Here is a 21,621-nt window from a genome sequence, read left to right as displayed (position 1 = left end):
CTGCCCCGGTGCAACGTGGCCGTCGTGAGGGGGCCAATACGTGGCCCTCATGGTCTTCTCCCCTCGACCACTTCCTCATACGTCCGCCCCGTCTCGCGGAGCATACGGTCGAGGGTGAACTCCCTGAGGGCCTTCTCGCGGCCCGCCTCGCCCATGCGGCGGCGGAGCTCTGGATCGTCGAGGAGCGTCTGGAGGGCTTCGGCCAAGGCCGGGGGATCCTCGGCCGGAACGAGGAACCCGGTAACTCCATCTTCCACAAGCTCCGGCACCCCACCCACTCTGGTGCTCACCACCGGAAGCTTAGCCATCATGGCCTCGATGATCGTGTAGGGGAGGCCTTCCCAACGCGAGGATAGGACAAAGACATCGGAGCTTGCGAGAATGCGCAGTACATCACTCCGCTCCCCCAAAAGACGCACCTTCTCCTCAAGGCCATGCTCCCGGACGTATTCCTCAACTGGAGGCTTGAGTTCCCCATCCCCCACCACCAGCAGCACCCCTTTGGGCAAAGTCTTCACTGCCTCAAGCAGCGTGAGCGGGTCTTTTGGGGGAGCGAGTCGCCCGACAAAGGTCAGCACAACTGAACCTTCTAGCCCGAGCTCCTCGCGGAGGGGCGCGCCGCCCCCCTCCAGGAAAGGGCGAGGGTCGATCCCGTTATGGACGACGGCCAACTTTCCCGGCTTGGCCACGTTCCATTGAACGGCCAGTTCCCGATCGTGCTCCGAGACACAGATGATCTTGGCCGTCACCTTGGCGGCCAAGCGCTCTACCCCGGCCAGGAGTTTTCTCTTCCAAAGGCTCCGCCCCTCGGTGAACGCCCAGCCATGGGCGGTGAAGATGACGGGCTTGCGCAAGACCGCGCACGCCAGACGGGCCGCATAGCCGGCCTTGGTGCTGTGAGCATGCACGAGATCGGGTTTGAAGGCCCTCATCGCCCGGAAGATCGGCCACAAAGCGCGGAAATCCTTCCACGGCCTGACGGGCCGGACGAAGTGGGGATTGGGGAATACCTTCACGCCGAGCGCCTTCGCCCCTGTCATGAGCCGCGGCTCCGGCGCGGCCACCAGGCCCACCTCATGGCCCTGCTTCACCATGTACTCCATCAGTTGAAGCACATGGAGCGGCGCTCCACCCCACTCAGCGGCCGTTATCACATACAGGATTCTCATGCAGTGTCCTCCTCCCGGACGCGCAAGCTCCGAAGACCCGTGTCCGAGTGGGCGAATGGAATGTCCCACCCCTGCACCCCAGCCGCCTCGAGCTCGCCCCTACGCCCCTCCGCTGGCCAAGCCGCGGCGTGGACCTCGTAGCCCCAACTCTGGAGGAGCCTCATGAACGGGATGCGGAACGCCACAACGTGGTTCCACACCGGGGCTAGAGGCAGCCCTCTACTCTCTGCTCGGTTCTCCTCAACCATGCACGCTCTCTAGCGCCTTCCCTCGTCCCCTGGACTTCCCTTTCAGCACCACAGCTGGCACTGCCAAGAGGAAGAGTGGATACAACGGCATCAGAAGGCGAACGAACACGGTTCCGTAAGCAATCCAATACCCGGCCATATAGCCGATGGTGACCGCCCAAACCCATAAGTAGAACTCGCGCCACTGGCTCTCCATCCGCCGGTAATGAACAACAATCCCCAAGAACAAGAGCGGTACAAGCCATGCGTCCACCAAAAGGAGCCGCGCCGCCACCAACGTGGACCGCCCGAGCTCGAGGGATCCCGGGTCAACCAAGAGGAAATCGAGTCCAAGGAGCGAAGGGACAAGATGGACCAGGAACCGTCCGAAACTGAGAAGGCTCGAAGCATGGCTGTAGTCGTACTCTGGCGGCAAGACGAGAGGCGCCACGTAGAAACCACCGATCGCGAACGCCGCAAGCAAGACTCCCCGCAGCACTGGGCCGTATCGCCCAAAACGTCGCACGAACCTCAGGGCCGCAAAGAGCGCTACCGCTCCCACCAACAGAAAGAACAACTGGATGCGTGTGAAGTAGGCCATAACCAGTCCCACGATCGTAAGCCAGTGCCGCCGATCAAAGAGGCCAAGCGCCACCGACATCACGATCGCAGCGATCAGGACATCCCGCAGGATGAACATCGAATAGGCATTCACGGTTGGAAGAATCGCGACCCCCAGGAAAACGAGGCTCGCAGCCTGCAACGAGCGGGGATAGAGCCGGCGGGCCAGAACATATGCGAGCCCAGCAAGCAGTAACGAGATGAACACGTTGAACAAACGGTAGAGGAACAGGTTCCCCCCTCCATTGAGGTAGGCGAGCCATCCCAGCGTCACACTGTAGGAGCGATTGTGAAGGCCGACGATCCCAGCGTAATCCACGCTCAGGGGAGACACGCGAAGCGCGTCCGCAATGCGGTTCGCAGTCTCCACATACAGGTGCTGGTCTGGGTTAACTGGGATCAACCCCCCGCCTTCCGGCCAGAGGACCGGCACAAGGAGTGAAACCGCGCCGAGCAAGACAAGCTTCAGCGCCAAGACTACCCAGGGCAGAACACGAAGAGACCTGCCCAGAGCTGCAGCCACACAGGCTGAGCTGGCCAAGAGGAGGCCGACCATGGGCTGGCGCAGGACCACGGCTACCAGGAGCGATGCTCCTAACGCTCCCGCCCAGAGAAAACGGTTCACTCCCTCCTCCCCCGGAATGCCATCCGACGGGGCCTTATCCCATTGCGCTCGAGAAGTTCGGTGTAGAGAGCCTCCCATTGGTCTACGACGCGGTCCAGGCTGTAGTTGGCTTCAATATGCTGACGGGCGACTGCACCCATCCGGCGGCGCTCCTCCGGGGGAAGACCCATGAGACGCAGCATCGCCTGAGCTAAGGCGTCAGGGTCTTTCGGCGGCACGAGGAACCCGGTCTTGCCGTCGATCACGACTTCAGAGTTTCCGCCCACATCAGTGGCCACGATGGGAAGGCCGCTCGCCGCGGCTTCTAGAAGCACCATGGGCAGTCCCTCCCAAGCCGAGGACATTACGTATGCGTCCGCAGCGTCCATCAAAGCCGGGATATCCCGACGAGTACCGAGAAACTTCACCCGCTCTGTTACTCCTAGATCGCTAGCCAGTTGTTCCATAGAAGGGCGTAGGGGGCCATCGCCGGCTATCACAAGGCACCCCTCGTTCCGCTCTGGGGCCACTCGAGAGAACGCCTGGAGCATGTTAGCGTAGTCCTTCGAGACGACGAACCGCCCCACCGCCAGCCAAGCAAAGGCAGTCTCCAATCCCAACTCCTGTCGCAGGCGCGCGCGAAGCTCAGGATCAGGGCGGAATCGTTCTGTGTCTATGCCATTCGGGAGATAACGGATCTTGTGCCGGGGTACTGCCCTTATACGCACATAGCGTTCCAGCCCTGCTCGGCTCACTTGAGTAGTGAGGTCGCATAATGGGTCAGTAAGTCGGTATGCCATTTCGCGCAGACGCCCTGACCCTCGCTGCCCCTTCTCATCAATGTTGTGAGCTGTGCAAATGAGCACCGGGACCGGCGCCAGGAGTCGGACGAGCCGTGCCACGAGGTTGGCGTGCACCATGTGACTGTGGACAACCTCGGGCCGCCAGGTGCGAATCATCTTCGCCAGTCGAAAGACAGGTCGAGGATCAGGCAGTTTTCCCTTGATCCCAAGCGAAATCACGGGCACTCCCGCTGCTTCCAGCTCCTGGACGTAAGCTCTGGGCGGCGTAAGGGAGACCACTCGTACATCCCAACCGCGTGCCTTGAGTCGGGTAGCCAGGTGCACAAGCTGCGTCTCGGCCCCGCCGAGGCCTAGGCCTGTGATCACGAAGAGGACCCGCTTCACCTCAGCCCCAGGACATCGAGATACTGCTCGACAACCGCGTCCAGCCCGAACCTTTCCCGCATCCGTTCCTGAGCGGCCTGCAACTGCCGTGGTTCGGCAAGCGTCGCAACGATCGCCTCCGCGAGAGCGGCGTCATCTCCCATGGGCACAAGCCGACCCCACTTCCCGCCTTCCAGGATCTCCGCGGGCCCGCTCGGGCAATCCGTGGCGACCACGGGCGTGCCGAGGGCCAGGGCCTCGATCAGCACATTACCCAGACCTTCCCACCGCGACGAGAGGGCGAACACGGCCGCGCGCTTCATGAACGAAAACGGGTTTCCGACGAAACCCGGAAGGGCTACCTCCCCATCCAATCCCATTTCCTGCACCAGGCGCTCGAGGCTCGACCGCTCCTCTCCTTCCCCGAGGATGAGAAGCCGTGCTGGCAGGACCTGTCGCACTCGGGCGAACGCACGGATCAGCGTTGCGAAGTCCTTTGGCTTGGCCAGGCGTCCCACGCCGAGGATCACCGGTGGAGCCCCTGGGAAGAACCACGGATGGGCAGGATCGAGTTCTGCACGAAGGAAGAGCTCCGGAGTCACCACCGGGTTGTAGATCACGCGCACCTTCTCCCGCGGGACGCCGGTGTGGCGCACGAGATCCTCCGCCACTCCTTGGGAGACGGCGATCACTGCCACAGCCCGCCGGTAGAACGGGCGCGTCCATGTCCGCACGAAGCGATCACGTAGAGAGTGGGCCTGCTCTACCACTTGGCTCGTATCGCAGTGGATGCTCACCGCGACGCGCGTCGGGACCCGCGCGATGGCCCTCGCCCAAAGGGCAACCACGTTGGAATGATCCAAGGCCGAGAGGAGGGCGTGAGGCCGCTCCTCCCGCAGGTAGCGCACGAGACCGGGAAGGGCCCGGTGCATCCGCACCACGCCGAGGTCCACGATCCGCACCTGCGACGGCACATCAGAAAGGAGTGGGCCCTCGGCCTTCCCCATCACCATGTCCACGTCAAGGCCCTTACGCACGAACCCGGCGGCCAAGTTCACCATCACCCGCTCGACCCCGCCGCCAAGGAGGGCGGGGAAGAAAAGGGCAACCCTCATCGGCGCCTCCTCTGACCGCCCAGCTTGAGGCGATCCCGCAGGTACAGAAGGAACCCAATCGGTGTGGCAGCAGCCCACAGCCCCTTGAAGCGAACTTCAATGGCCTGTTGAGCCAGGGGAATCTGACCGTGGAGGGAGAAGCGCGTGAAGTTTGCGTACTCCCGCAGCCGGCGGGTGAAGGGGATGCCCATGTCCGGCGTCTCTGCAAACTCCTTGTAGTAGACCTTCGCCGCCTGCGGCGATCCCACCCGGAGCTCCAGGCTCCTCGCAGAGAGCCCATGCGGCTGGTACTCCTTCACCATCCACACTTCGTTCACAAACCGCAACCCATAGCGTCGGGCGATTCGGTTCCACACAAGGCCCTCGGTCACGAATGAACCCAGATCCTCCGGGAACGGATGCTGCCGAAGGACGTCCGTGCGCCACACCTCGCACTTGTCGCCCTGGACACGGTATCGCACGCGGACCTCGATGGAATTCGAATCGAGCACGTCCTTCGGAAACCGCGTGCCGACGACCTCGCCCGAGGGAAACGCGCATAACCCAGCGACACCAGCGAACTCGTCGCGCTGTGCCTCGGGGATGGAACCCCACCAGTAACCCACGCGCGCCAGGGCATTGGGAACCAACCAGTCGTCGGAATCCAAAATGAGGAGGAGCTCGCCACGGGCTAATTGCACGCCACGGTTCACGGCGACGTGTTTCCCCGCGTTCTCTTGCCATACATACCTGATGGGGAAAGGGCTCTCCGCCGCCCACGCCTGCACGAGCACCCCCGTACCATCGGTTGAACCATCGTCCACGACGATCCATTCAAAGTCTCTTCCCGTCTGGGCAACGAGGCTCTGGTGAATGCGCGAAAGGAGTTGGACACGGTTGAATGTTGGGGTGAGTACCGTAATTCGCGGACTCTGGTTACTTGGTGACATCCTCACTCCGGCAAGCTCAACTTCACCCGCCGGCGCCGCACCCGATAGTCCACGATATTCGTAACCCGCAAAGCAAAGAGCCACGGGAAGTCCGGGGTGCGAATCGCCGCGGCGAGAGCCCGGGCCAGGTTCCGTTCCTTGAGCGGAGCCATCACGCGGTAATACCGCAGATTGCTGCGGACCGCGGCAAGCTTCTCCTGAAGAAGGGCGATCACCTCTGGGTATGCCGCCATCCGCTTGTCGCCAAGGTATTGGCACAAGTTCGTCTCCACCTGGCCCAGAAGAGGCAACACGCCTCGGGAAAGGGATCCAGGGCGCATGCGGTAGGCATAGCCCGGCTCCGGAAAGAGGATCAACCGGGCTCCACCAAGAAGGCACTCCATGTAAAACCGCCAGTCCTCCGTGATGCGCAAAGTCTCATCGTACCGGATCCCACGCTCGCGGAGGAACGCCACGCGCACCAGAGGTTTGATCGGGCTTAGGTCGTGTTTCACAAACATCGGAAGGTCCACCCAGGTAGGCTCCCGCAATCGGAGCGCGTTCTGGCCCAGCATCGTCGCCCAGGCGTGGTCCTTGCCCTCCTCCACCAGGTAGAGGTCGTCGGCCACGAGGTCCGCCTTGTGCGCAGCCCCAAGACCGACGAGCGTCGCAAGTCGGTCCCGTCGGGCCAACCAGTCGTCCGAATCGAGGATCGCCGCCCACGTCCCTTGCGCATGATCCAATGCAACGTTTCTCGCAGCGCTGACGCCGCGGTTCTCGGGTTGGCGGAGAAGCCGAACGCGTTCGTCCTGGATGCCTTCTACAACCGCGACGGTATCATCGGTTGAACCGTCGTCCACGACCAGGATCTCGACCTCAGTCAAGGTCTGATCGAGGACAGACTGGATCGCCTGACGGATCCATCGGCCCGTGTTGAACGCGGGCATGATGACCGACACCTGCGGGGTCATCGTACCCCCCGACCTACCCTCGCGGCGCGCGCCGTGCGCACGATCATCTTCATCCCTTGCACTGTGTATCCCCTGATCTCTCGATCCAGCACCAGAACCATCCCCCCTGCTGTCACTGTGAGCCCAAACCCGAGCCAGCCGGATCCTACCACCCACGTCACGGCCCAAGCCAACGCCACCAACACCAACGCCTTCACGACCACGGAGAGGAGCCCTGTGCGGACGAGCGTCCGTGCGTCCGGGTTGAGGACGAGGAAGCCCACCGTCAGCACTGTCTCAACGGCCAACGCCGCCCCCGCCGCGCCCAGTGCACCCCAGCCCCGGCCCAGGAACCAATACGCACCAGCCCCCACCACCACGGCCACCGCCTGAACTTCTGCCCGTCGCACCTGGAGCCCCTGGGTGGTGAGGGCATCGGCGAGCGGCCAGTTCACGCTGGCCAAGGCCACCGTCCACGCCAGGAGCGCTAGCGCCGGTCCACCCTGTTCGACCCATGCGGCCCCGAACACCACGCTCGCGATCCATCGCGCGTGGAGGGAGGTGGGAATGGCAAGGAGGAGCCCAAGGGAGCCCATCAGGCGAAGTTCCCGGGCACTGAGGGCTCGATGCCCCTGCCGATCGCTGGCCCCATAGGCGAAGAGCTGTGGGTAGAAGGCAGTCGCCACGACGCCAGGCACAGCCAGAAGCACTGCTGGAATCCGGTACGCCGCGGTAAAGAAGCCGGTCTCCTCTAGGCCGGCGGCGTGGGGGAGGAGCAGGGGGCCCAATTGGGGGAGGAGGAGGCCCAGCCCTCCCCCGAGGGTGAACGCGGGGAGGCCCGTCAGCAGACCGCGATGCCAGCCCCTGCCGAACGCAACCCGGCGCCGCACCAGGAGAAACCCGAGAACTCCCCCCACGACCGCGGAAAGCCCGTAACCGATGGATAGAACCGGGAACGACCAGCGCATGAGCACGGCCAGGAGGAACATCCCCGCCCCCGCCAGCGCGGCCACCGCGTTGATGAGGGCTACGTACTGCATCTCCTGAGTCATCTGGAAGTAGCCCGTGCCGATCCCCCGGAACACTCCTGCCCAGATCCCGGGCAGGACCACGACAAGGATCACCGTCCGCACGGTGGCCGACGGGTAGTAGAACCAAGCGAGGAGGACCATCACAACCGTCGTAGCCACGGCGAATAGGAGCCGGAGACGGAGGGTGCCCGAAAGGAGCTCCGGGATGCTTGCCCCAGGTTTGGTGCCTTCGCGGATCATCACCGGAGTGAGGCCAAGGTCGGTCAGGTAGGCCGCGATCCCGAGGAGGGCCAGGGCCAAAGAGAGCACGCCATACTGCTCGGGACCGAGGTACCGCGCCACGAGGATGCCAACGAGCGCGGTGATGATGCGCACCCCAACGTCGCTCACCAAGAGGTACGTGGCGTTCTTGGCAATCCGAGTCCCCGCGGAGAGCGGTTCGCTATCCAACCGTATCGCCACCACCGGCCGGGCGGGGAACACTCGCCGACTCAGATCTTGTTTCGTGCCTCAAGTTTGGAGGGTTCGTTGGGTGTCAATCCTCTGGGACGCGAGGGCGTCCGCGATCGGATCAACGGCCCCGTGCAGGACGGTCTCGTCGGGGCCCTCGGCCATGATCCGAATGAGGCGCTGGGTCCCGGACGGACGCACGACCAGCCGGCCGGTCCCGTCGAGCTGGGCCTTGGCGGCCTGGATCGCGGCCTGAACCCGGGGGTCGGCGAGCGCCGCCTCCCGATCGGCCACCAGGACGTCGGCCCGTACCTGGGGGTAGAGGGGCACGGGCGCCACGAGCGAACCAAGGTCGGTCCCCACCCGGATGAGGACCCGCAGCACAAGGAGGGCGGTGAGGATCCCGTCCCCGGTCACGGCCCACGGGCGGTAGATGATGTGGCCGGAGGGCTCCCCCCCGAGGTCGCTCCCCCCCTCCCGCATCGCCCACGCCACGTTGCGGTCCCCCACCGGGACTCTCTCCACCCGGAACCCCCGTGCGGAGAGGTACCTCTCGGCCCCGAGGTTGGCGAGCACGGTGAACACGACCCGAGGGGAGGAGAGCTCGTTCCACCCGAGAAGGTACGGGGCGAGGGCCGCCATCAGGCGATCCCCCTCCACGACATCGCCCCGGCCGTCCACGAACAAGGCCCGATCCCCGTCGCCGTCGAATGCGATGCCAAGGTCGGCCCGCTGGGCGGGGACGGCTGCGGCTACGGCATCCATCGCCGCGGCACCGGTAGCGTTGATCCGCGCCCCGTCCGGCTCCGCGCTGAGGAGGACGAGGTCAGCCCCCAGGTCAGCGAAGAGCATCGGCGCAACCCGCGCCGTCGCCCCATGGGCGCAGTCGAGAACGATCTTCACGCCCGCAAGAGACAGGCCAGCACCCCTCTCCCGCAGGAACGCGAGGTAACCCTCCTCGGCCGCCGGGTAAGGGGCAACCTTCCCCCCCGGGCCGGCGCGGGGCTTAGCTTCGAGGAGGGACTCCACCCGTTCCTCGTCGGCAACCGATAGCTTCAGCCCATCGCGGCCGTAGAACTTGATCCCGTTATCGGGGGGAGGATTGTGGGAGGCCGAGACGACGCAGCCCAGCCCGTACCCGGACTGGACCACGAGGTGGGACACGGCGGGGGAGGGGAGGACCCCCGCGAGGTCCACATCGCAGCCGGCCGCGGCGAGCCCGGACGCACAGGCCGCCGCAAGGGCCGGCCCGGAGAGGCGCGTGTCCTGGGCCACCAGGACGTTCCCTGGGCGGAAGGCGAGCCCCGCCGCCCGCCCCAGGCGGTACGCGAGGTCGGCCGTGAGGTCCACCCCCGCCACCCCGCGCACCCCGTCCGTCCCGAAGTACCGCACGCCCACCCCCCTTCTGCCAGCCCCTATTGTCGCCAGGCGATCGGGCCAGGACAAGAAATGCTAACTTCAGGATAACCCTAGGCCGAACTGCCGTCGGGCAGGAAGCCCGACGCATGGCCTCGTTCGGTAGCGGGGAACCCCATGCCGTCGCCGTTCTCCGAAACCGGATCCGGTCGGCCACAGGGCGCGCGGTTACCGGCGGCGGAGCATCCACCTCCAGGCGGTCGCGACGATGGGGTCGAGGGTGGTGAACCGGGGCTCCCAGCCGAGGTCCCTCTTCGCCCGGGACGGATCGGCCACGAGGGCCGCCGGGTCCCCCGCCCGGCGCGGTGCGTCCACGGCCCGGATCTCGCGGCCGGTGATCCTCCGGCAACACTCCACCACCTCGCGCACCGTGTACCCCCGCCCCGTCCCGAGGTTGTAGGCCGGCGCCGCCGTTCCCCCCTCGAGCGCCCCCAGAGCACGGACGTGCGCCCGCGCGAGGTCGAAGACGTGAATGTAGTCCCGAACAGCTGTCCCGTCCTTCGTCTCGTAGTCGGTGCCGAAGATCTGCACCTCGCGCCGCACCCCGGCGGCGACCTCGAGGACGATCGGGATGAGGTGGGTCTCGGGATCGTGGCATTCGCCGATCTCCCCGTCGGGATCAGAGCCAGCGGCGTTGAAGTACCGGAGCGACACGTGCCGCAGCCCGTAGGTGACCCCGTAGTCGTGAAGGATCCCCTCGAAGGCGAGCTTCGTCCGGCCGTAGGGGTTCTTCGGGGCGCAGGGGTGGTCCTCGGGGATCGGGACGCGCACCGGATCGCCGTACACGGCAGCGCTCGAGGAGAACACGATCGCGTTCACGCCGCACTCGACCATCGCGTCGAGAAGGGAGAGGCCGCTCACGATGTTGTTCTGGTAGTACTTCCGCGGGTTCGCCACCGACTCGGGGACGGAGGTATGGGCGGCGAAGTGGATCACCGCCTCGATCGGGTACCGCCGGAACGTGCGCGCAAGGAGCGCGGCATCGGCGAGGTCCCCCTCCACGAACTCCGGGCACAGGACGAGCTCCCGATGCCCGGCGGACAGGTTGTCCAGCGCGACCACCTCCTGGCCGTCGCGCAGAAGTTCCTTGATCGTGTGGCTACCGATGTACCCTGCCCCACCCGTGACGAGGATCATCCACCCTCCTTTAGCTGCCCGGGGGCGAACCGCTGATGCCAAGTAAGTCCCCTGCCCCACGATGTTCGTTCTCCATGGGTGCTCCCCCTCCACCTCGGGGGGAGAGGGATTGCGCAGAGGGGGAGAGGGATTGAAGGATCACGGCTCCAGCTGCACTTCCCCGTCGTCTCCCAACCAGGTCTGCACGGCTACCCTGCCTCCCCGCACGGCGGCCCGGCGGCCGATCACGGACCCCTGGAGGGCCACGCCCTCGACCAACGCCTCGTCCATGACGATCGCCGCCGCGATCGCGGCCCCGCGGGCGGTCGCCCGCGGCCCGATCGCGACGTGGGGGCCGATGGTGGACCGCTCGACCACCGCCCGTGCCCCGATGAAGGCAGGCCCGCTCACCCGGCTCCCCATCACCTGCGCCCCGCGCTCGATCACCACCGGCCCTTCGATCGTCGAGTCCCCGTCCACCTCCCCCTCGATCCGCGGCTCGACCTGCGCCAGGAGGAGGCGGTTCGCGACGAGGAGGTCCGCCGGCCGGCCCACGTCCTGCCACCACCCGTCCACCATGTAGGGGAGAACGAGGTGCCCGCGATCGACGAGCCACTGAAGGCAATCGGTGAGCTCGAGCTCCCCACGGAACGACGGCTTCACCTCCCGCGCCGCCTGGAAGAGGAGCGGGGTGAACGCGTACGCGCCGACGATGGCGAGGTCGCTCGGGGGATCGTTGGGCTTCTCGACGAGCCGCACGAGCCGCCCCCCCTCGATCACCGCCACCCCGAACCGCCGGGGATCGTCAACCGGACACAGGGCGACGACGGCGGACGGCTCTCGCGACCGAACCAGGTCCACCACGCCCGTCACCCCCTTCTCAAGGAGGTTGTCCCCGAGGTAGACGAGGAACGCCTCGTTTCCCACGTACTCCTCGGCGCAGAGGACGGCGTGGGCCAGGCCCCGCGGCTCGGGCTGGAGGACGTAGGACAGGTGGAGCCCGAGCCGGGCCCCGTCCCCCAACCGCTCCCGGAACTGACCCGCGACGCTCGGGCTGACGACGATCGCCACCTCGCGGATCCCCGCCTCCCGTACCGCCCCCAGGGCGTGCTCGACCACCGGCCGGCCGGCGACGGGGAGGAGGTGCTTGGCCTGGGTGAACGTGAACGGGCGGAGCCGGGTCCCCTCGCCCCCGCACAGCACGACCGCCTTCATGACGGAACCCATTCTAGCCAAATCCCCGATCGTCTGTGCCGGGACCGCACGCTACGCTCGAAGGCCATGATACGGAGAGTCCTATCGATACTAGCCATCGCGGCGATGGCGGGGAGCGGATGGGCGCAGTCGGTGGCCGACCTCACGGCGGAGGCGGAGGCCCTGTTCCCGATGCGGTACGAGCTTGCGAACATGGAACGGCTGATCGGGGTCTACGAGGCCCTCCTCGCCGCGGAACCGGGGAACGCGGCCGTTCTCGCGCAGCTCGCCCAAGTTTGGTACGAGCGGGCCGTGTTTGCACCGGAGGAGGAAAAGGAAGCGATCCTCCGCACCGCGGCCGACTACGGGTTCCGCTCCCTCGGTCTCTCGGGCCTCGACGAAGGGCTCAGCCTCTCCGATGAGAAGCTCCGCGCCCTCCTCGCCCGTACCACGGACCCGGCCGCGATCCTGTGGACGGGGCACAGCTGGGGCCTCCTCCTGGGACGGATGAACCCGTTCGCGGCGTTCGCGAGCCTCGGCAAGATCCGTACGATGTACGAGCGGGTGATCGAGCTCGACCCGGGGTACTGGGGAGGATCGGGACCGCAGGCGTACGGCGCGCTCCTCGCCAACCTCTCCGACTACGGGATCCTGTTCGGGGTCAAGCTCGCCGATGCGAAGACCTACTTCGAGTGGGCACTGACCCTCGATCCGACGTACCTCGAGAACCACATCGCCTACGCCTGGGAGTACGCCCGACGGGCCAAGGACCGGGCCCTGTTCGAGGACCTCCTCCACTACGTGCTGGAAGCCCCGATCGGGGACTGGCCGTTCTGGAACCGCCACGCCAAGGTGAAGGCGGCGGAGTACCTGCACGAGGTGGATCGGCACTTCCGATGACGTGGGTGCTCCTCGTGGCCCTCATCGGGGCAGTGCTCGCGGTGAACCAACCACCCCCGGTGGTCCCCCTCGCGTTCGATTCCGCGGCGCGGGCGGTGGGGGAGGTGGCGCGGGCCCTCGGCGGGACGGGGCGCGGGCTGCGGGACCCCTACCCGGAGGCGTCCCGCCCGGTGATGGCCGTGCTGCGCCATCTCCCCCCGGCGGTGCGGGAGGCCGTGATCGGGTGGGGGATGCGCTTCTCCGTGGGGTACCCGGCAACGGCCCTCGCCGGATTCGACCCCGACTCGCTCTTCTCTGACTACGTCCGGCGCTACCCCAACCGGGAGTACCCGGCGATCGTCCTCGGCTCGCCAGGAGGGGGGGTGGCACACCTCGCAGCCCTCCTCGACGCCCCGTTCCTCCCCGTGTGCGCCCTGATCGGGATCCGCCACGAGGTGCAGCCGGATGACCTCGCGGCGTACGCCGCCACCGCCCGCGCCGCGCGGGAGCTCGCCGCGCCCGGCCGGTATGAGCTCATCGTTCACTACGACCCGATCCACGACCGAGACCTCGTCGCCCATGCCTGCCTCATCCGGGTCCGGCTCCTCTCCCTGCCCCGGCCGTACCGGGAGTTCATCGGCGAGCACCTCGCCCCGGGGGGGACGCTCATCCTCGCCGAGGGCACCTACCCCTGGCCCCAAGCGGAGCTCGGGGACGGGATCTGGCTCCAGATCGGAGGCCTGGGCGGGATCGGGCCGGAGGACTACCTCGCCCACTACCCCTCGCCGGGGCCGACGATCGCCCGGCGGGAGTCGGAGTGGGGGTGCCCGAACGCGTTCGCTCAGGATCTGCAAGCGTTCGCGGCCGGCGCGGGGATCACGCTCGTCGAGGTCCCGGCGGCCCACCCAACGGACTATAGCGAGCTCGCCTACCGGGCCTACCGCGCCGCGGGAGGGCGAGACGATGTGGTGATCCTCGACTGCTTCACTTCCCTCGATAGCCGGTTCTGCAAACGGACCGGCATCCCTCCCCTCCATCTCCCGTTCGGGACGGAGGACGCCCTCCTCTTCGCTCAACGGTTCCTCGCCGCGGCCCCCGTGGCGGAAAAGCTCCTCCTCCTCCACCCCACGTTTGCCCGTCCTCCGGACTGGGTCCCGCTCGCCCGGTGGAGGGAGGTTCTGGGAGAGGGGACGACGGTCCTCGTGGACGAGCGGTACTGGCCGGACGATCCCTATGCCCCGTTCGCCGCGGCGGCGGAGCTTGCCCGGCGGGAAAAGGAATGGGAGCTCGCTCGCCCTCTCCACCTTCCCGTTCAGGGGTTCCTCGACCTCGTGGGGCGCTGATCCTCCAGGGAGGGGAGGACGGCCCGCGGACCGGGGCCATCGCCCACGGAGACGAACGGGATCCCGTAGGCCCGTTCGAGGAGGGGAGGCGTGACGACCTCGCCCGGCGCTCCCTGGGCGAGGACTTCCCCGGTGGAGAAGAGGGCCACCCGGTCCGCGTAGAGGAGGGCGTTGTTCGGGCTGTGGGAGGTGATCGCCGCGCCGAGGCCCTCCCCCACCACCTCCTGCACCGCGAGGAGGACCCGGTGCTGGTTCGCCGGGTCGAGGTGAGCATCCGGCTCGTCGAGGAGGAGGAACGCCGCCCCCTGAGCGAGCCCCCGCGCCACGAGGACGAGCCTCCGCTCCCCTCCGCTCAGGGTGTAGTAGGGGCGATCCCGGAACCCTGCCAGGTTGAGGGCGGCCAGCGCTTCATCGGCGGCGCGGCGGTCCCGCTCCTTGGGCTGGCTGAGCCAACGCACGTAGGGGGCGCGGCCCATGAGGACCACCTCCCACGCCGTGAAGTTGAACGGGGGCTCGTGGAACTGGGGCACGTACCCGACCTGCTGCGCCCGCTCCCGGGCGGAGAACGACCCGAGCGGCCGATCGTCGAGGAGGACCTCCCCCTCCGCGGGGGGCCGCAGGCCGCCGATGCAGTCGAGGAACGTCGTCTTCCCGCTCCCGTTCGGGCCGAGGAGGAACGCCGTCTCCCCGGAGCGAAGTTCGAGCGTGATCCCGCGCAGGACCGGGCGGCCCGGGATGTAGGCGTAGACGAGCCCTCCCGCCCGGAGCCTCACCGCCACCCCCCCCGCTCCCGGAGGAACCTGAGGAAGAGGACGAGGAACAGCGGGGCCCCGAGGAGGCCGGTGAGGATCCCCAACGGGATCTCCGCGGTGAGGAGGGTGCGGGCGAGCGTGTCGAGGGCCACCACGAGGGCCGCCCCCAACCCGGCCGCGGCGGGGAGGAGCTTCGCGTAGTCCGGCCCCACCACCGCCCGGGCGGCATGGGGCACGAGCAGCCCAACCCAGCTCACGGTCCCGCTTACGGAGACCGCGGACGCGACGAGGAGGGTCCCCATCCCCACCACGAGGAACCGCGTCGGGCGGACCCTCACCCCGAGCGCCTCCGCCTCCTGGTCGGCGAGGGTGAGGAGGTTGAGGCGCCATCGGGCGAGGAGGAAGAAGGAGAGGCCGATCCCGGAGGCGATGCCGAGGGGGAGGAGGTCGGGGACGCGGACCCCGCTCAGCCCCCCGAGGAGCCAGTACGTGATCGCGGGGAGGGTCCCGAGCGGGTCGGCCGCGTACTTCACGAGCCCGAGGACCGCGGACAGGAACGAATCCACGAGCACCCCCGCGATGACGAGGACGAGGACCCCCCCTCCGAACGTCCACCCGAGGAGCGCGGTGAGGGCCACCCCCAACGCCCCCCCCGCGAAGGCGAACGCCTGGACCACCGCCGGCTGGGGGAAGAGGAGGAACGCCAGCGCTGCCCCCAGCCCCGCCCCCGAGCTCACCCCCAGCAGCCGCCCCTCGACCAGGGGGTTGCGGAACACGCCCTGGTACACCGCCCCCGCCACGGCGAGGTTCGCCCCCACCAACGCCGCGGCCCCGATCCGCGGGAGGCGGATCCGCAGGACAAGCGCCTGGACCACCGGCTCCACCCCCGCCAGGGGGGGCACCACAAAGAACCGGCTCACCTCCTCAACAAGGTCCGGGAACGCCCAGGCCGGGTTGACGATCTCCGGAACCCGGATGAGGCCAACCACGACCCACTCCCCAACGTGGGCCACCCCCTCCAGTAGGGCGTGCCCGATCACAGCCCATACCTCCCCCGGCGCGATCGGATACCGCCCGACCATGAGGGCGAAGAACATCACCGGCAGGGGGAGGAGGAGAAGCCCCCCGACCAGCACAGACCGCTTCATCGGCCGAACAGGGCCGCTACCGCATCCGGGGTGAGATGGCACCCGTAGAAGTCCCCGTAGAACCGGATCACCTCCGTCACCAGGTCGAGCCCGGTGGACCCGGGGTGAAGGGTCTCCGCGAGCCATAGGAGCCCCAGGACGACCTCCGGCCCCGGGATGTCCCACGACGCGAAGAACTCGGGGAACCGGTACACCCGACCCGTCCGGACCGCGGTCACCCCCTGCCAGATCGGGTCGGACGCGAGGGCCACGAGGTCGGCCTGGTTGTAGACGGGGACGAGGACCACCTCCGGGTCCCACAAAAGGAGCCTCTCCGCATCCACCCGCTGCCAGAAGAGCCCCGGCCGGGGGGAAAGGGCGCGCCCAACTGGAATCCCGCCCGCGAGCTCGATGAGGACGTTCTGGATCACATCCCCGGCGTACACGTTCAGGACGGTGTAGTAGGCGGCGAAGTACACGCGGGGGCGGGGCTCCCGCGCCGCGGTCCCCGCCGTGACCCGGGCGCTGATCTCCCTGAACCGCGCGGCGAGCTCCTCGGCCCGCTCCATGCGGCCGAGGACCCTCCCCGTGAGGAGGATCGCCTCCTCGATCCCGCCCAGGGTCTCCGGGTAGTAGAGCACGGTGGGGATCCCCACTTCCTCGAGAAGCGGCGCCAATCCCGTCCCGTGGACGACGGAGCTAGCGAGGACGACATCCGGCTGGAGGGCGACGATCGCCTCCACGGTCGGCTGCACAGGGAGCTCCTTCCCTCGGTAACCCGGGTCGAGCCCGGCGAGCGCCTCCTGGGCGAGGGGGAGGGAGGGGAGGCTCGCGTAGTACGCCCCCACCAAGGCCTCCCCCCCACCCAGCGCATACACGATCCAGCTCGTCCCGCTGTGGAGGCACACCACCCGTTCCACCGCCGGGGGGAGGGCCACCTCCCGGCCGGCTTGGTCCACCACGATGCCCTGCCCTCCCGCAGGGAACGAGAGGAGGCCCAGGAACAGGATCAGCGACGCGATCACGGCCCGATGATACTCGCTAGCTCCTCTTCGGTGAGCTCGACCCCATAGAAGTCGCGGTACAGACGGGCGGCGTACTCGCCCAGCGTCAGGGGAAGGGTCCCCGGGTGCAGCAGCTCAGCGAGCCACACGATCCCGAGGACCGACTCCGGGATCGGGTTGTCCCACGCGAAGAGGAGCTGGGGCATCTTGTACACCCGACCCGTCTGGACAGCGGTGATCCCCTGGAACACGGGATCCCCGAGGTAGTCCGCGGGGACAGCAGTCCCGTACGAGGCGATGACGATCACATCGGGGTTCCAGAGGAGGAACTGCTCCGGGCTCACGTTCTGCCACGAGGTCCCCGCGAGGTCCTCCGCCGCCGTGCGGCCACCGGCGAGGGCGATCTGCTGCGCCTGGTACATCCCCGCCGCCGCCACGCGGAGGGGCTCGGTGCCCACGAACAGGACGCGCGGACCCCCCTCGTCGGCCGGGACGGCGCTTGCCACCTCGGCCACCACCTCATCGAACAGGGCGACGAGCCGCGCCGCGGCCTCTTCGCGTCCGAGGATCTTCCCCGTGAGCTCGGTTGCCGCGCGCACGGCATCGAACGTCTCCGCGGCGTAGAGGACGGTCGGGATCCCCACGTCCCCGAGGAGCTCCGCGAGCTTCTGGTGCCTCACCCCCGCCACGACGAGGTCCGCCTTCAAGGCCACGATCGTCTCCACCGTGACATCCCCGGGGAACCCCTTCCCCTCCCACTGCGGGTCGATCCGCGCCATCACCCCGCGGGCGATGGGGGAATCCGGGATCCCAAGGTAGCGGGCCCCCACGACGAGGTCGCCCGCTCCGAGCGAGTACACGTACGCGGTGGCCACAGCGAACGCGCTCGCCACCCGCGTGGGCACGGCGGGGATCTCCACCGTACGCCCGGCCTGGTCCACCACGGTGAGGCCCTGTGCCCATCCCCCGACCGCGAGGACGACGATCATGAACCCGACTCCGAATGCCTTCATGGTTCCTCCTTTGCTGCAACCAGATCCGCCAGGCCATCGAGCCACCTCAGGCCGCCCTCCACCTGAGAGAGCCGCAGCCGCCGCACTGCCTCCCGAAACGGGTCTTCACCCGTGTCCCGCGCGAGGAGCCGCGCCCGGCGCTTGTCGAGGACCGCCCGCTCCTCGGCCACGTACGTGGCGAGGTGGTGGGGGGCGAACCGGATCAGGAAGTAGAGCCGGATGAGGTACGACCCGCGCGCCCGCCGGGGGGAGGTCGAACCTTTGAGGAGCCACTGCCAGAACCGCTCTTCCCCGGCCGGGGTGAGGGAGTACACCCGGCGCGGGGGTCCTCCCGGCAGTTCCGCAAGCGCGCTCGAAACGTACCCACCCTCCTCCAGCCGCCGGAGCCAGGTGTAGAGCTGGCTCGAGGCCACACGCCACGCCGGCCCGAGCTCCTCGCGGACCCGGCTCCGCAGCTCGTAGCCGTGGGCCGGGCCCAGCTTCAGCATCCCGAGGACGAGCTCCTCCATCCGCATCCCCCCGCTTATTCCAACTTGGAATAGACCAGTCTACCCGCCCCCCACCGTCCCGTCCACGGCTCGGTCGGAGAGCCGCGCCGCTCGGGCCTCTCAGTGCCCGGTACGGTAAGATTCGGAGGCAGGCCCACGTCCGTGGGCGATGCCGAACCGAGGGAGGGAAGAAGCGGTGCCGGATGCCCCGATGGGGGAGTGGACCGTTCGCCAGTTCCTGGACGCGGTGGCGTCCCAGGACCCCCTCCCTGGCGGGGGGGCCGTGGCCGCCCTCGCCGGCGCCGGAGCCGCCGCCCTCCTTCACATGGTGGCCTCCCTTGCCCTCCGGCGGACCAAGGATCCCGCGCTGGTGGCGTCCCTCACGGCCCACCGCGAGCAGGCCCGCGCGCAGGAGCAGCGGTTCCTGGACCTCGCCGCCGACGACATCGCCGCGTACCGCGGCGTGACGAGCGCCCTTACCCTCCCCCGCTCCACGCCCCAGGAGAAAGCCCACCGCTCGGCCGCCCTCCATCAGGCCCTCGCCCGGGCGGCGGAGGTCCCGCTGGCCACGGCCCGGCTCGCCGCCGATGCCCTCACCCTCGCCGCGGCGATGGCCCCCTTTTGCCCCCCGGTCGCCCGGAGCGACCTCGCGACCGCGGTCCACCTCGCCCGAGCAGCGGCGGAGGCCGCCGTGGCGAATGTGGACGCCAACGCCCTCTCCCTCGACGACTCCCCGGTCCGCCGCGAGCTCGCCCGCGCCCGCTCCGAGGTTTCCACCGCCGCGCGCGCTCAGGCGGAGGCCGTCCTCGCCCCGCTCGAGGTAGCCCTCCAGGCGTGGCTCGATCCACCTTGACCCGGTCCCCGGCCACGGCTATAAGACGGGCGGCTACCCAGGGGCGGGAGCCCCGAGGAGGCGGTGCATGAGGGCGAGGGCGGGAGGGGTGGTGGTGGGCCTTCTTCTGTGGGCAGGGCTGGCCCAGGGAACGACATGGATCGTCTGTCCCACGGAGTGCCCATATACGAGCCTCGCGGAGGCGATCGCCGCCGCCGCGCCCGGCGACACGATCCTCGTCCAGCCGGGAACCTACCCCGGCGATGTGTGGCTGAAGAAGCCGCTCGACATCCGCAGCGCGGGGAACGAACCCAGCGTCATCGAGGGCCACGTGTACGTCCTCGGCACGGGCCAGGTCACCCTCCACGGCCTGACCGTCCACAGCGGGGGGATCCACCTCGAGGACAGCTCCGGCGTCCTGATCTCCGACTGCGCGGTGGAGGGCCCGAGCGGGATCGTCATCCGCAGCGCGTCCGTGACCGTCCGCGACACCGCCGTCACCGGCGCCGCGGACCACGGGATCCTCGTCACCCTCGGATCGCGAGCCCTCATCGCCGGTTGCACCGTCTCCGGAGCGGGGAAGGACGGGATCCACATCGCCGCCTCCCTGGCCGACCTGCGGGACAACGAGGTCCAGGGTAGCGGTGGCTACGGTATCTGGGGCGACGCCCACGCGACCGTGTCCGGCCAAGCGACGCTCGCCTCCCTCTCCGGGAACGCCCGCGGGACGGTCGGGGGAACGGCATTGGCCCTCGACCGCGATCCGCCGGCGGCCCCCACGGGCCTGACCGTGTCCCCAGAGGAATGGACCGCGGGGGAGATCTCCATCGCCTGGGCCCCCCCGGAGGACCTGACCGGGATCGCAGCGGCCTGGTACACGATCGGATCCGCGCCGCAGGGCCCCGAGGACGGGACCCGCGCGGTCGGGAACCCGTTCCTCGTCGCCTCCCCTCCCGAGGGGGAGCACGTCGTGTACGTGTGGCTGGAGGACCACGCGGGGAACCGGAACGAGAAGGCCTGCGCCGAGGCGCTCCTCCGCGCCGATCGCACCCCCCCGAGCGGGGAGGTCGCCGGGAACAGCGGGTCGCAGCACGTGTTCGCCCCCCAGGTCACGCTCACGATCGAGGCCTCGGACCTCGCGGGGACCGAGCCCGGAAGCGGCGTGGCCTCGCTGCGCCTCTCCAACGACGGCCGCACGTGGGGGCCCTGGCAGCCGTTTGCGCCCAGCGTGGCGTGGGACCTCGCGGGCAGCGGCGGGTCGGCCGCGCCGGGAGCGAAGACCGTGGTCATCGAGCTCAGGGATCGAGCGGGCAACACGAGCCGGATCACGACCGAGCTGACCCTCGTCCCGAGCCTCGCCTCGTCGGAGCCGATCCTGTGCCTGGCGGTGGCGGGGAACCGCCTCGCCCACGGCGCGCCGAGCGGGACGATCCGCGTGGTGGACCCCACGACCGGGAAGGAGGCCCTCATCCTGCGCGGCCACACCGGCGGGGTGTACGCCCTCGCCTTCTCCCCCGATGGGAAGACCCTCGCCTCCGGGTCGAACGACAACACGGTCCGCCTGTGGGACGTCGCCACCGGAAAGGAGGTGCGCGTCCTGCGCGGCCATACGGGCGGGGTGTGGACGGTCGCCTTCTCCCCCGATGGGAAGACCCTCGCCTCCGGGTCATCGGATGCCACGGTCCGGCTGTGGGCGGTTTCCACCGGGAGGGCGTGGCGCACCCTGAGCGGACACACGGGCGCGGTACGGGCGGTCGCGTTCTCCCCGGACGGGAAGGCCCTCGCCTCCGGGTCGGATGACCGCACGGTGCGGGTATGGGAAGTGGGCAGCGGCCGGCTGAAGCACACCCTCACCGAACACGGCGGTGCGGTGCGCTCCGTCGCGTTCTCGCCGGATGGGAAGCTCCTCGGGTCCGTGGGCGCGGACGGGAAGGCCCTGCTGTGGGACGGGGCCACGGGGAAGCTCGCCCGGACGCTCGCCCCGGCCGGCCCCGAGCTGCGCGCCGTGGCGTTCGCCCCGGCCGGGAAATCGGTCGCCACCGCCTCCGCTACCGGCACAATCGTCGTGTGGGATGTGGCGACGGGAAAGGAACGGGATACCCTCCCCGGGCACACGGCCCAGGTCAATGCCCTGGCCTACACGGCCGATGGGCGCACCCTCGCCTCGGGCGGAGCCGACAAGGTGGTGCGGTTGTGGCAGGTCGAGCCGTAGGGCG

At 68.6% G+C, this 21,621-nt stretch carries 19 protein-coding genes and 1 pseudogene; 4 read left to right on the top strand and 16 right to left on the bottom strand.

From position 1 onward, the window contains the following. Window positions 1-47: 47 nt before the first annotated feature. The 11 genes and pseudogenes from BARAN1_RS03015 to BARAN1_RS02965 all read right to left on the bottom strand — a co-directional run bounded on the left by BARAN1_RS03015 (window position 48) and on the right by BARAN1_RS02965 (window position 11,988). On the bottom strand, window positions 48-1,169 hold the full coding sequence (locus BARAN1_RS03015) for a glycosyltransferase family 4 protein (protein ID WP_122030837.1): 1,122 nt from the start codon (window positions 1,167-1,169) through the stop codon (window positions 48-50). Window positions 1,170-1,409: 240 nt separating this feature from the next. Next, window positions 1,410-2,420 carry a hypothetical protein gene (locus BARAN1_RS03005; protein ID WP_157959420.1) on the bottom strand — a complete coding sequence of 337 codons (1,011 nt, stop codon included), beginning with the start codon at window positions 2,418-2,420 and terminating at the stop codon, window positions 1,410-1,412. 218 nt (window positions 2,421-2,638) lie between these two features. Beyond that, window positions 2,639-3,235 carry a glycosyltransferase gene (locus BARAN1_RS06815; RefSeq protein WP_320410392.1) on the bottom strand — a complete coding sequence of 199 codons (597 nt, stop codon included), beginning with the start codon at window positions 3,233-3,235 and terminating at the stop codon, window positions 2,639-2,641. A gap of 108 nt (window positions 3,236-3,343) precedes the next feature. Next, window positions 3,344-3,748: pseudogene (locus tag BARAN1_RS06810) on the bottom strand (glycosyltransferase); the annotation flags it as partial. Window positions 3,749-3,804: 56 nt separating this feature from the next. After that, window positions 3,805-4,902, bottom strand: coding sequence for a glycosyltransferase (locus tag BARAN1_RS02995; RefSeq protein ID WP_122030833.1), 1,098 nt, complete (start codon window positions 4,900-4,902; stop codon window positions 3,805-3,807). After that, window positions 4,899-5,831, bottom strand: a complete 933-nt coding sequence (locus BARAN1_RS02990) for a glycosyltransferase family 2 protein (RefSeq protein ID WP_157959419.1) — start codon at window positions 5,829-5,831, stop codon at window positions 4,899-4,901. Before BARAN1_RS02990 ends, BARAN1_RS02995 begins: the two co-directional genes overlap by 4 nt. 2 nt (window positions 5,832-5,833) lie before the next feature. Further along, entirely contained in the window at window positions 5,834-6,781 is a 948-nt protein-coding gene (locus BARAN1_RS02985; protein WP_122030831.1) for a glycosyltransferase family 2 protein, read from the bottom strand. After that, a complete protein-coding gene (locus tag BARAN1_RS02980) occupies window positions 6,778-8,274 on the bottom strand; it encodes an oligosaccharide flippase family protein (RefSeq protein ID WP_122030830.1) in 1,497 nt (498 codons plus the stop codon). Before BARAN1_RS02980 ends, BARAN1_RS02985 begins: the two co-directional genes overlap by 4 nt. A 27-nt stretch (window positions 8,275-8,301) precedes the next feature. Further along, the gene (locus BARAN1_RS02975) at window positions 8,302-9,633 is read right to left on the bottom strand and encodes a phosphohexomutase domain-containing protein (RefSeq protein WP_122031761.1); all 1,332 of its coding nucleotides are present in this window, start codon (window positions 9,631-9,633) and stop codon (window positions 8,302-8,304) included. Window positions 9,634-9,825: 192 nt separating this feature from the next. Further along, window positions 9,826-10,794, bottom strand: coding sequence for a UDP-glucose 4-epimerase GalE (galE, locus tag BARAN1_RS02970; protein ID WP_122030829.1), 969 nt, complete (start codon window positions 10,792-10,794; stop codon window positions 9,826-9,828). 138 nt (window positions 10,795-10,932) lie between these two features. After that, a complete protein-coding gene (locus tag BARAN1_RS02965) occupies window positions 10,933-11,988 on the bottom strand; it encodes a glucose-1-phosphate thymidylyltransferase (protein ID WP_157959418.1) in 1,056 nt (351 codons plus the stop codon). Window positions 11,989-12,093: 105 nt separating this feature from the next. Between BARAN1_RS02965 and BARAN1_RS02960 the strand changes: the two genes are divergently transcribed. Beyond that, window positions 12,094-12,867: a TRAP transporter TatT component family protein gene (locus BARAN1_RS02960; protein ID WP_157959417.1), complete on the top strand. Its 774-nt coding sequence runs from the start codon at window positions 12,094-12,096 to the stop codon at window positions 12,865-12,867. Continuing rightward, complete coding sequence (locus BARAN1_RS02955) at window positions 12,864-14,189, top strand: hypothetical protein (protein ID WP_122030826.1); 1,326 nt, start codon at window positions 12,864-12,866, stop codon at window positions 14,187-14,189. The genes BARAN1_RS02960 and BARAN1_RS02955 overlap by 4 nt, the downstream gene beginning before the upstream one ends. Here the strand turns inward: BARAN1_RS02955 and BARAN1_RS02950 are convergent. The 5 genes from BARAN1_RS02950 to BARAN1_RS02930 are packed head-to-tail and all read right to left on the bottom strand — an operon-like array spanning window position 14,159 to window position 18,600. Then, window positions 14,159-14,968, bottom strand: a complete 810-nt coding sequence (locus BARAN1_RS02950; RefSeq protein WP_122030825.1) for an ABC transporter ATP-binding protein — start codon at window positions 14,966-14,968, stop codon at window positions 14,159-14,161. The genes BARAN1_RS02955 and BARAN1_RS02950 overlap by 31 nt on opposite strands. Continuing rightward, on the bottom strand, window positions 14,959-16,089 hold the full coding sequence (locus tag BARAN1_RS02945) for a FecCD family ABC transporter permease (RefSeq protein ID WP_157959416.1): 1,131 nt from the start codon (window positions 16,087-16,089) through the stop codon (window positions 14,959-14,961). Before BARAN1_RS02945 ends, BARAN1_RS02950 begins: the two co-directional genes overlap by 10 nt. Continuing rightward, window positions 16,086-17,093, bottom strand: a complete 1,008-nt coding sequence (locus tag BARAN1_RS02940) for an ABC transporter substrate-binding protein (RefSeq protein ID WP_122030823.1) — start codon at window positions 17,091-17,093, stop codon at window positions 16,086-16,088. The genes BARAN1_RS02945 and BARAN1_RS02940 overlap by 4 nt, the downstream gene beginning before the upstream one ends. After that, complete coding sequence (locus tag BARAN1_RS02935) at window positions 17,090-18,085, bottom strand: ABC transporter substrate-binding protein (protein ID WP_122030822.1); 996 nt, start codon at window positions 18,083-18,085, stop codon at window positions 17,090-17,092. The genes BARAN1_RS02940 and BARAN1_RS02935 overlap by 4 nt, the downstream gene beginning before the upstream one ends. Next, window positions 18,082-18,600: a PadR family transcriptional regulator gene (locus BARAN1_RS02930; protein WP_122030821.1), complete on the bottom strand. Its 519-nt coding sequence runs from the start codon at window positions 18,598-18,600 to the stop codon at window positions 18,082-18,084. The genes BARAN1_RS02935 and BARAN1_RS02930 overlap by 4 nt, the downstream gene beginning before the upstream one ends. A gap of 169 nt (window positions 18,601-18,769) precedes the next feature. Here BARAN1_RS02930 and BARAN1_RS02925 point away from each other — a divergent pair, with 169 nt between their 5' ends. Together BARAN1_RS02925 and BARAN1_RS02920 are read left to right on the top strand one after the other, a co-directional pair. Beyond that, complete coding sequence (locus BARAN1_RS02925; RefSeq protein ID WP_157959415.1) at window positions 18,770-19,426, top strand: cyclodeaminase/cyclohydrolase family protein; 657 nt, start codon at window positions 18,770-18,772, stop codon at window positions 19,424-19,426. 67 nt (window positions 19,427-19,493) lie between these two features. Then, a complete protein-coding gene (locus BARAN1_RS02920) occupies window positions 19,494-21,617 on the top strand; it encodes a WD40 domain-containing protein (protein ID WP_122030819.1) in 2,124 nt (707 codons plus the stop codon). Window positions 21,618-21,621 lie beyond the last annotated feature (4 nt).

The sequence above is a fragment of the Candidatus Bipolaricaulis anaerobius genome (assembly GCF_900465355.1).
GTDB classification, from domain to species: Bacteria; Bipolaricaulota; Bipolaricaulia; order Bipolaricaulales; family Bipolaricaulaceae; genus Bipolaricaulis; species Bipolaricaulis anaerobius.
This window is presented reverse-complemented; position numbering and strand designations above follow the sequence as displayed.

Bases quoted from the DNA above. Each gene is read 5' to 3' on its own strand.
- BARAN1_RS03015 (WP_122030837.1), bottom strand. From the start codon at position 1,169: ATGAGAATCCTGTATGTGATAACGGCCGCTGAGTGGGGTGGAGCGCCG.
- BARAN1_RS02995 (WP_122030833.1), bottom strand. From the start codon at position 4,902: ATGAGGGTTGCCCTTTTCTTCCCCGCCCTCCTTGGCGGCGGGGTCGAG.
- BARAN1_RS02990 (WP_157959419.1), bottom strand. From the start codon at position 5,831: ATGTCACCAAGTAACCAGAGTCCGCGAATTACGGTACTCACCCCAACA.
- BARAN1_RS02985 (WP_122030831.1), bottom strand. From the start codon at position 6,781: ATGACCCCGCAGGTGTCGGTCATCATGCCCGCGTTCAACACGGGCCGA.
- galE (WP_122030829.1), bottom strand. From the start codon at position 10,794: ATGATCCTCGTCACGGGTGGGGCAGGGTACATCGGTAGCCACACGATC.
- BARAN1_RS02965 (WP_157959418.1), bottom strand. From the start codon at position 11,988: ATGAAGGCGGTCGTGCTGTGCGGGGGCGAGGGGACCCGGCTCCGCCCG.
- BARAN1_RS02960 (WP_157959417.1), top strand. From the start codon at position 12,094: ATGGCGGGGAGCGGATGGGCGCAGTCGGTGGCCGACCTCACGGCGGAG.
- BARAN1_RS02955 (WP_122030826.1), top strand. From the start codon at position 12,864: ATGACGTGGGTGCTCCTCGTGGCCCTCATCGGGGCAGTGCTCGCGGTG.
- BARAN1_RS02945 (WP_157959416.1), bottom strand. From the start codon at position 16,089: ATGAAGCGGTCTGTGCTGGTCGGGGGGCTTCTCCTCCTCCCCCTGCCG.
- BARAN1_RS02935 (WP_122030822.1), bottom strand. From the start codon at position 18,085: ATGAAGGCATTCGGAGTCGGGTTCATGATCGTCGTCCTCGCGGTCGGG.
- BARAN1_RS02930 (WP_122030821.1), bottom strand. From the start codon at position 18,600: ATGCGGATGGAGGAGCTCGTCCTCGGGATGCTGAAGCTGGGCCCGGCC.
- BARAN1_RS02920 (WP_122030819.1), top strand. From the start codon at position 19,494: ATGAGGGCGAGGGCGGGAGGGGTGGTGGTGGGCCTTCTTCTGTGGGCA.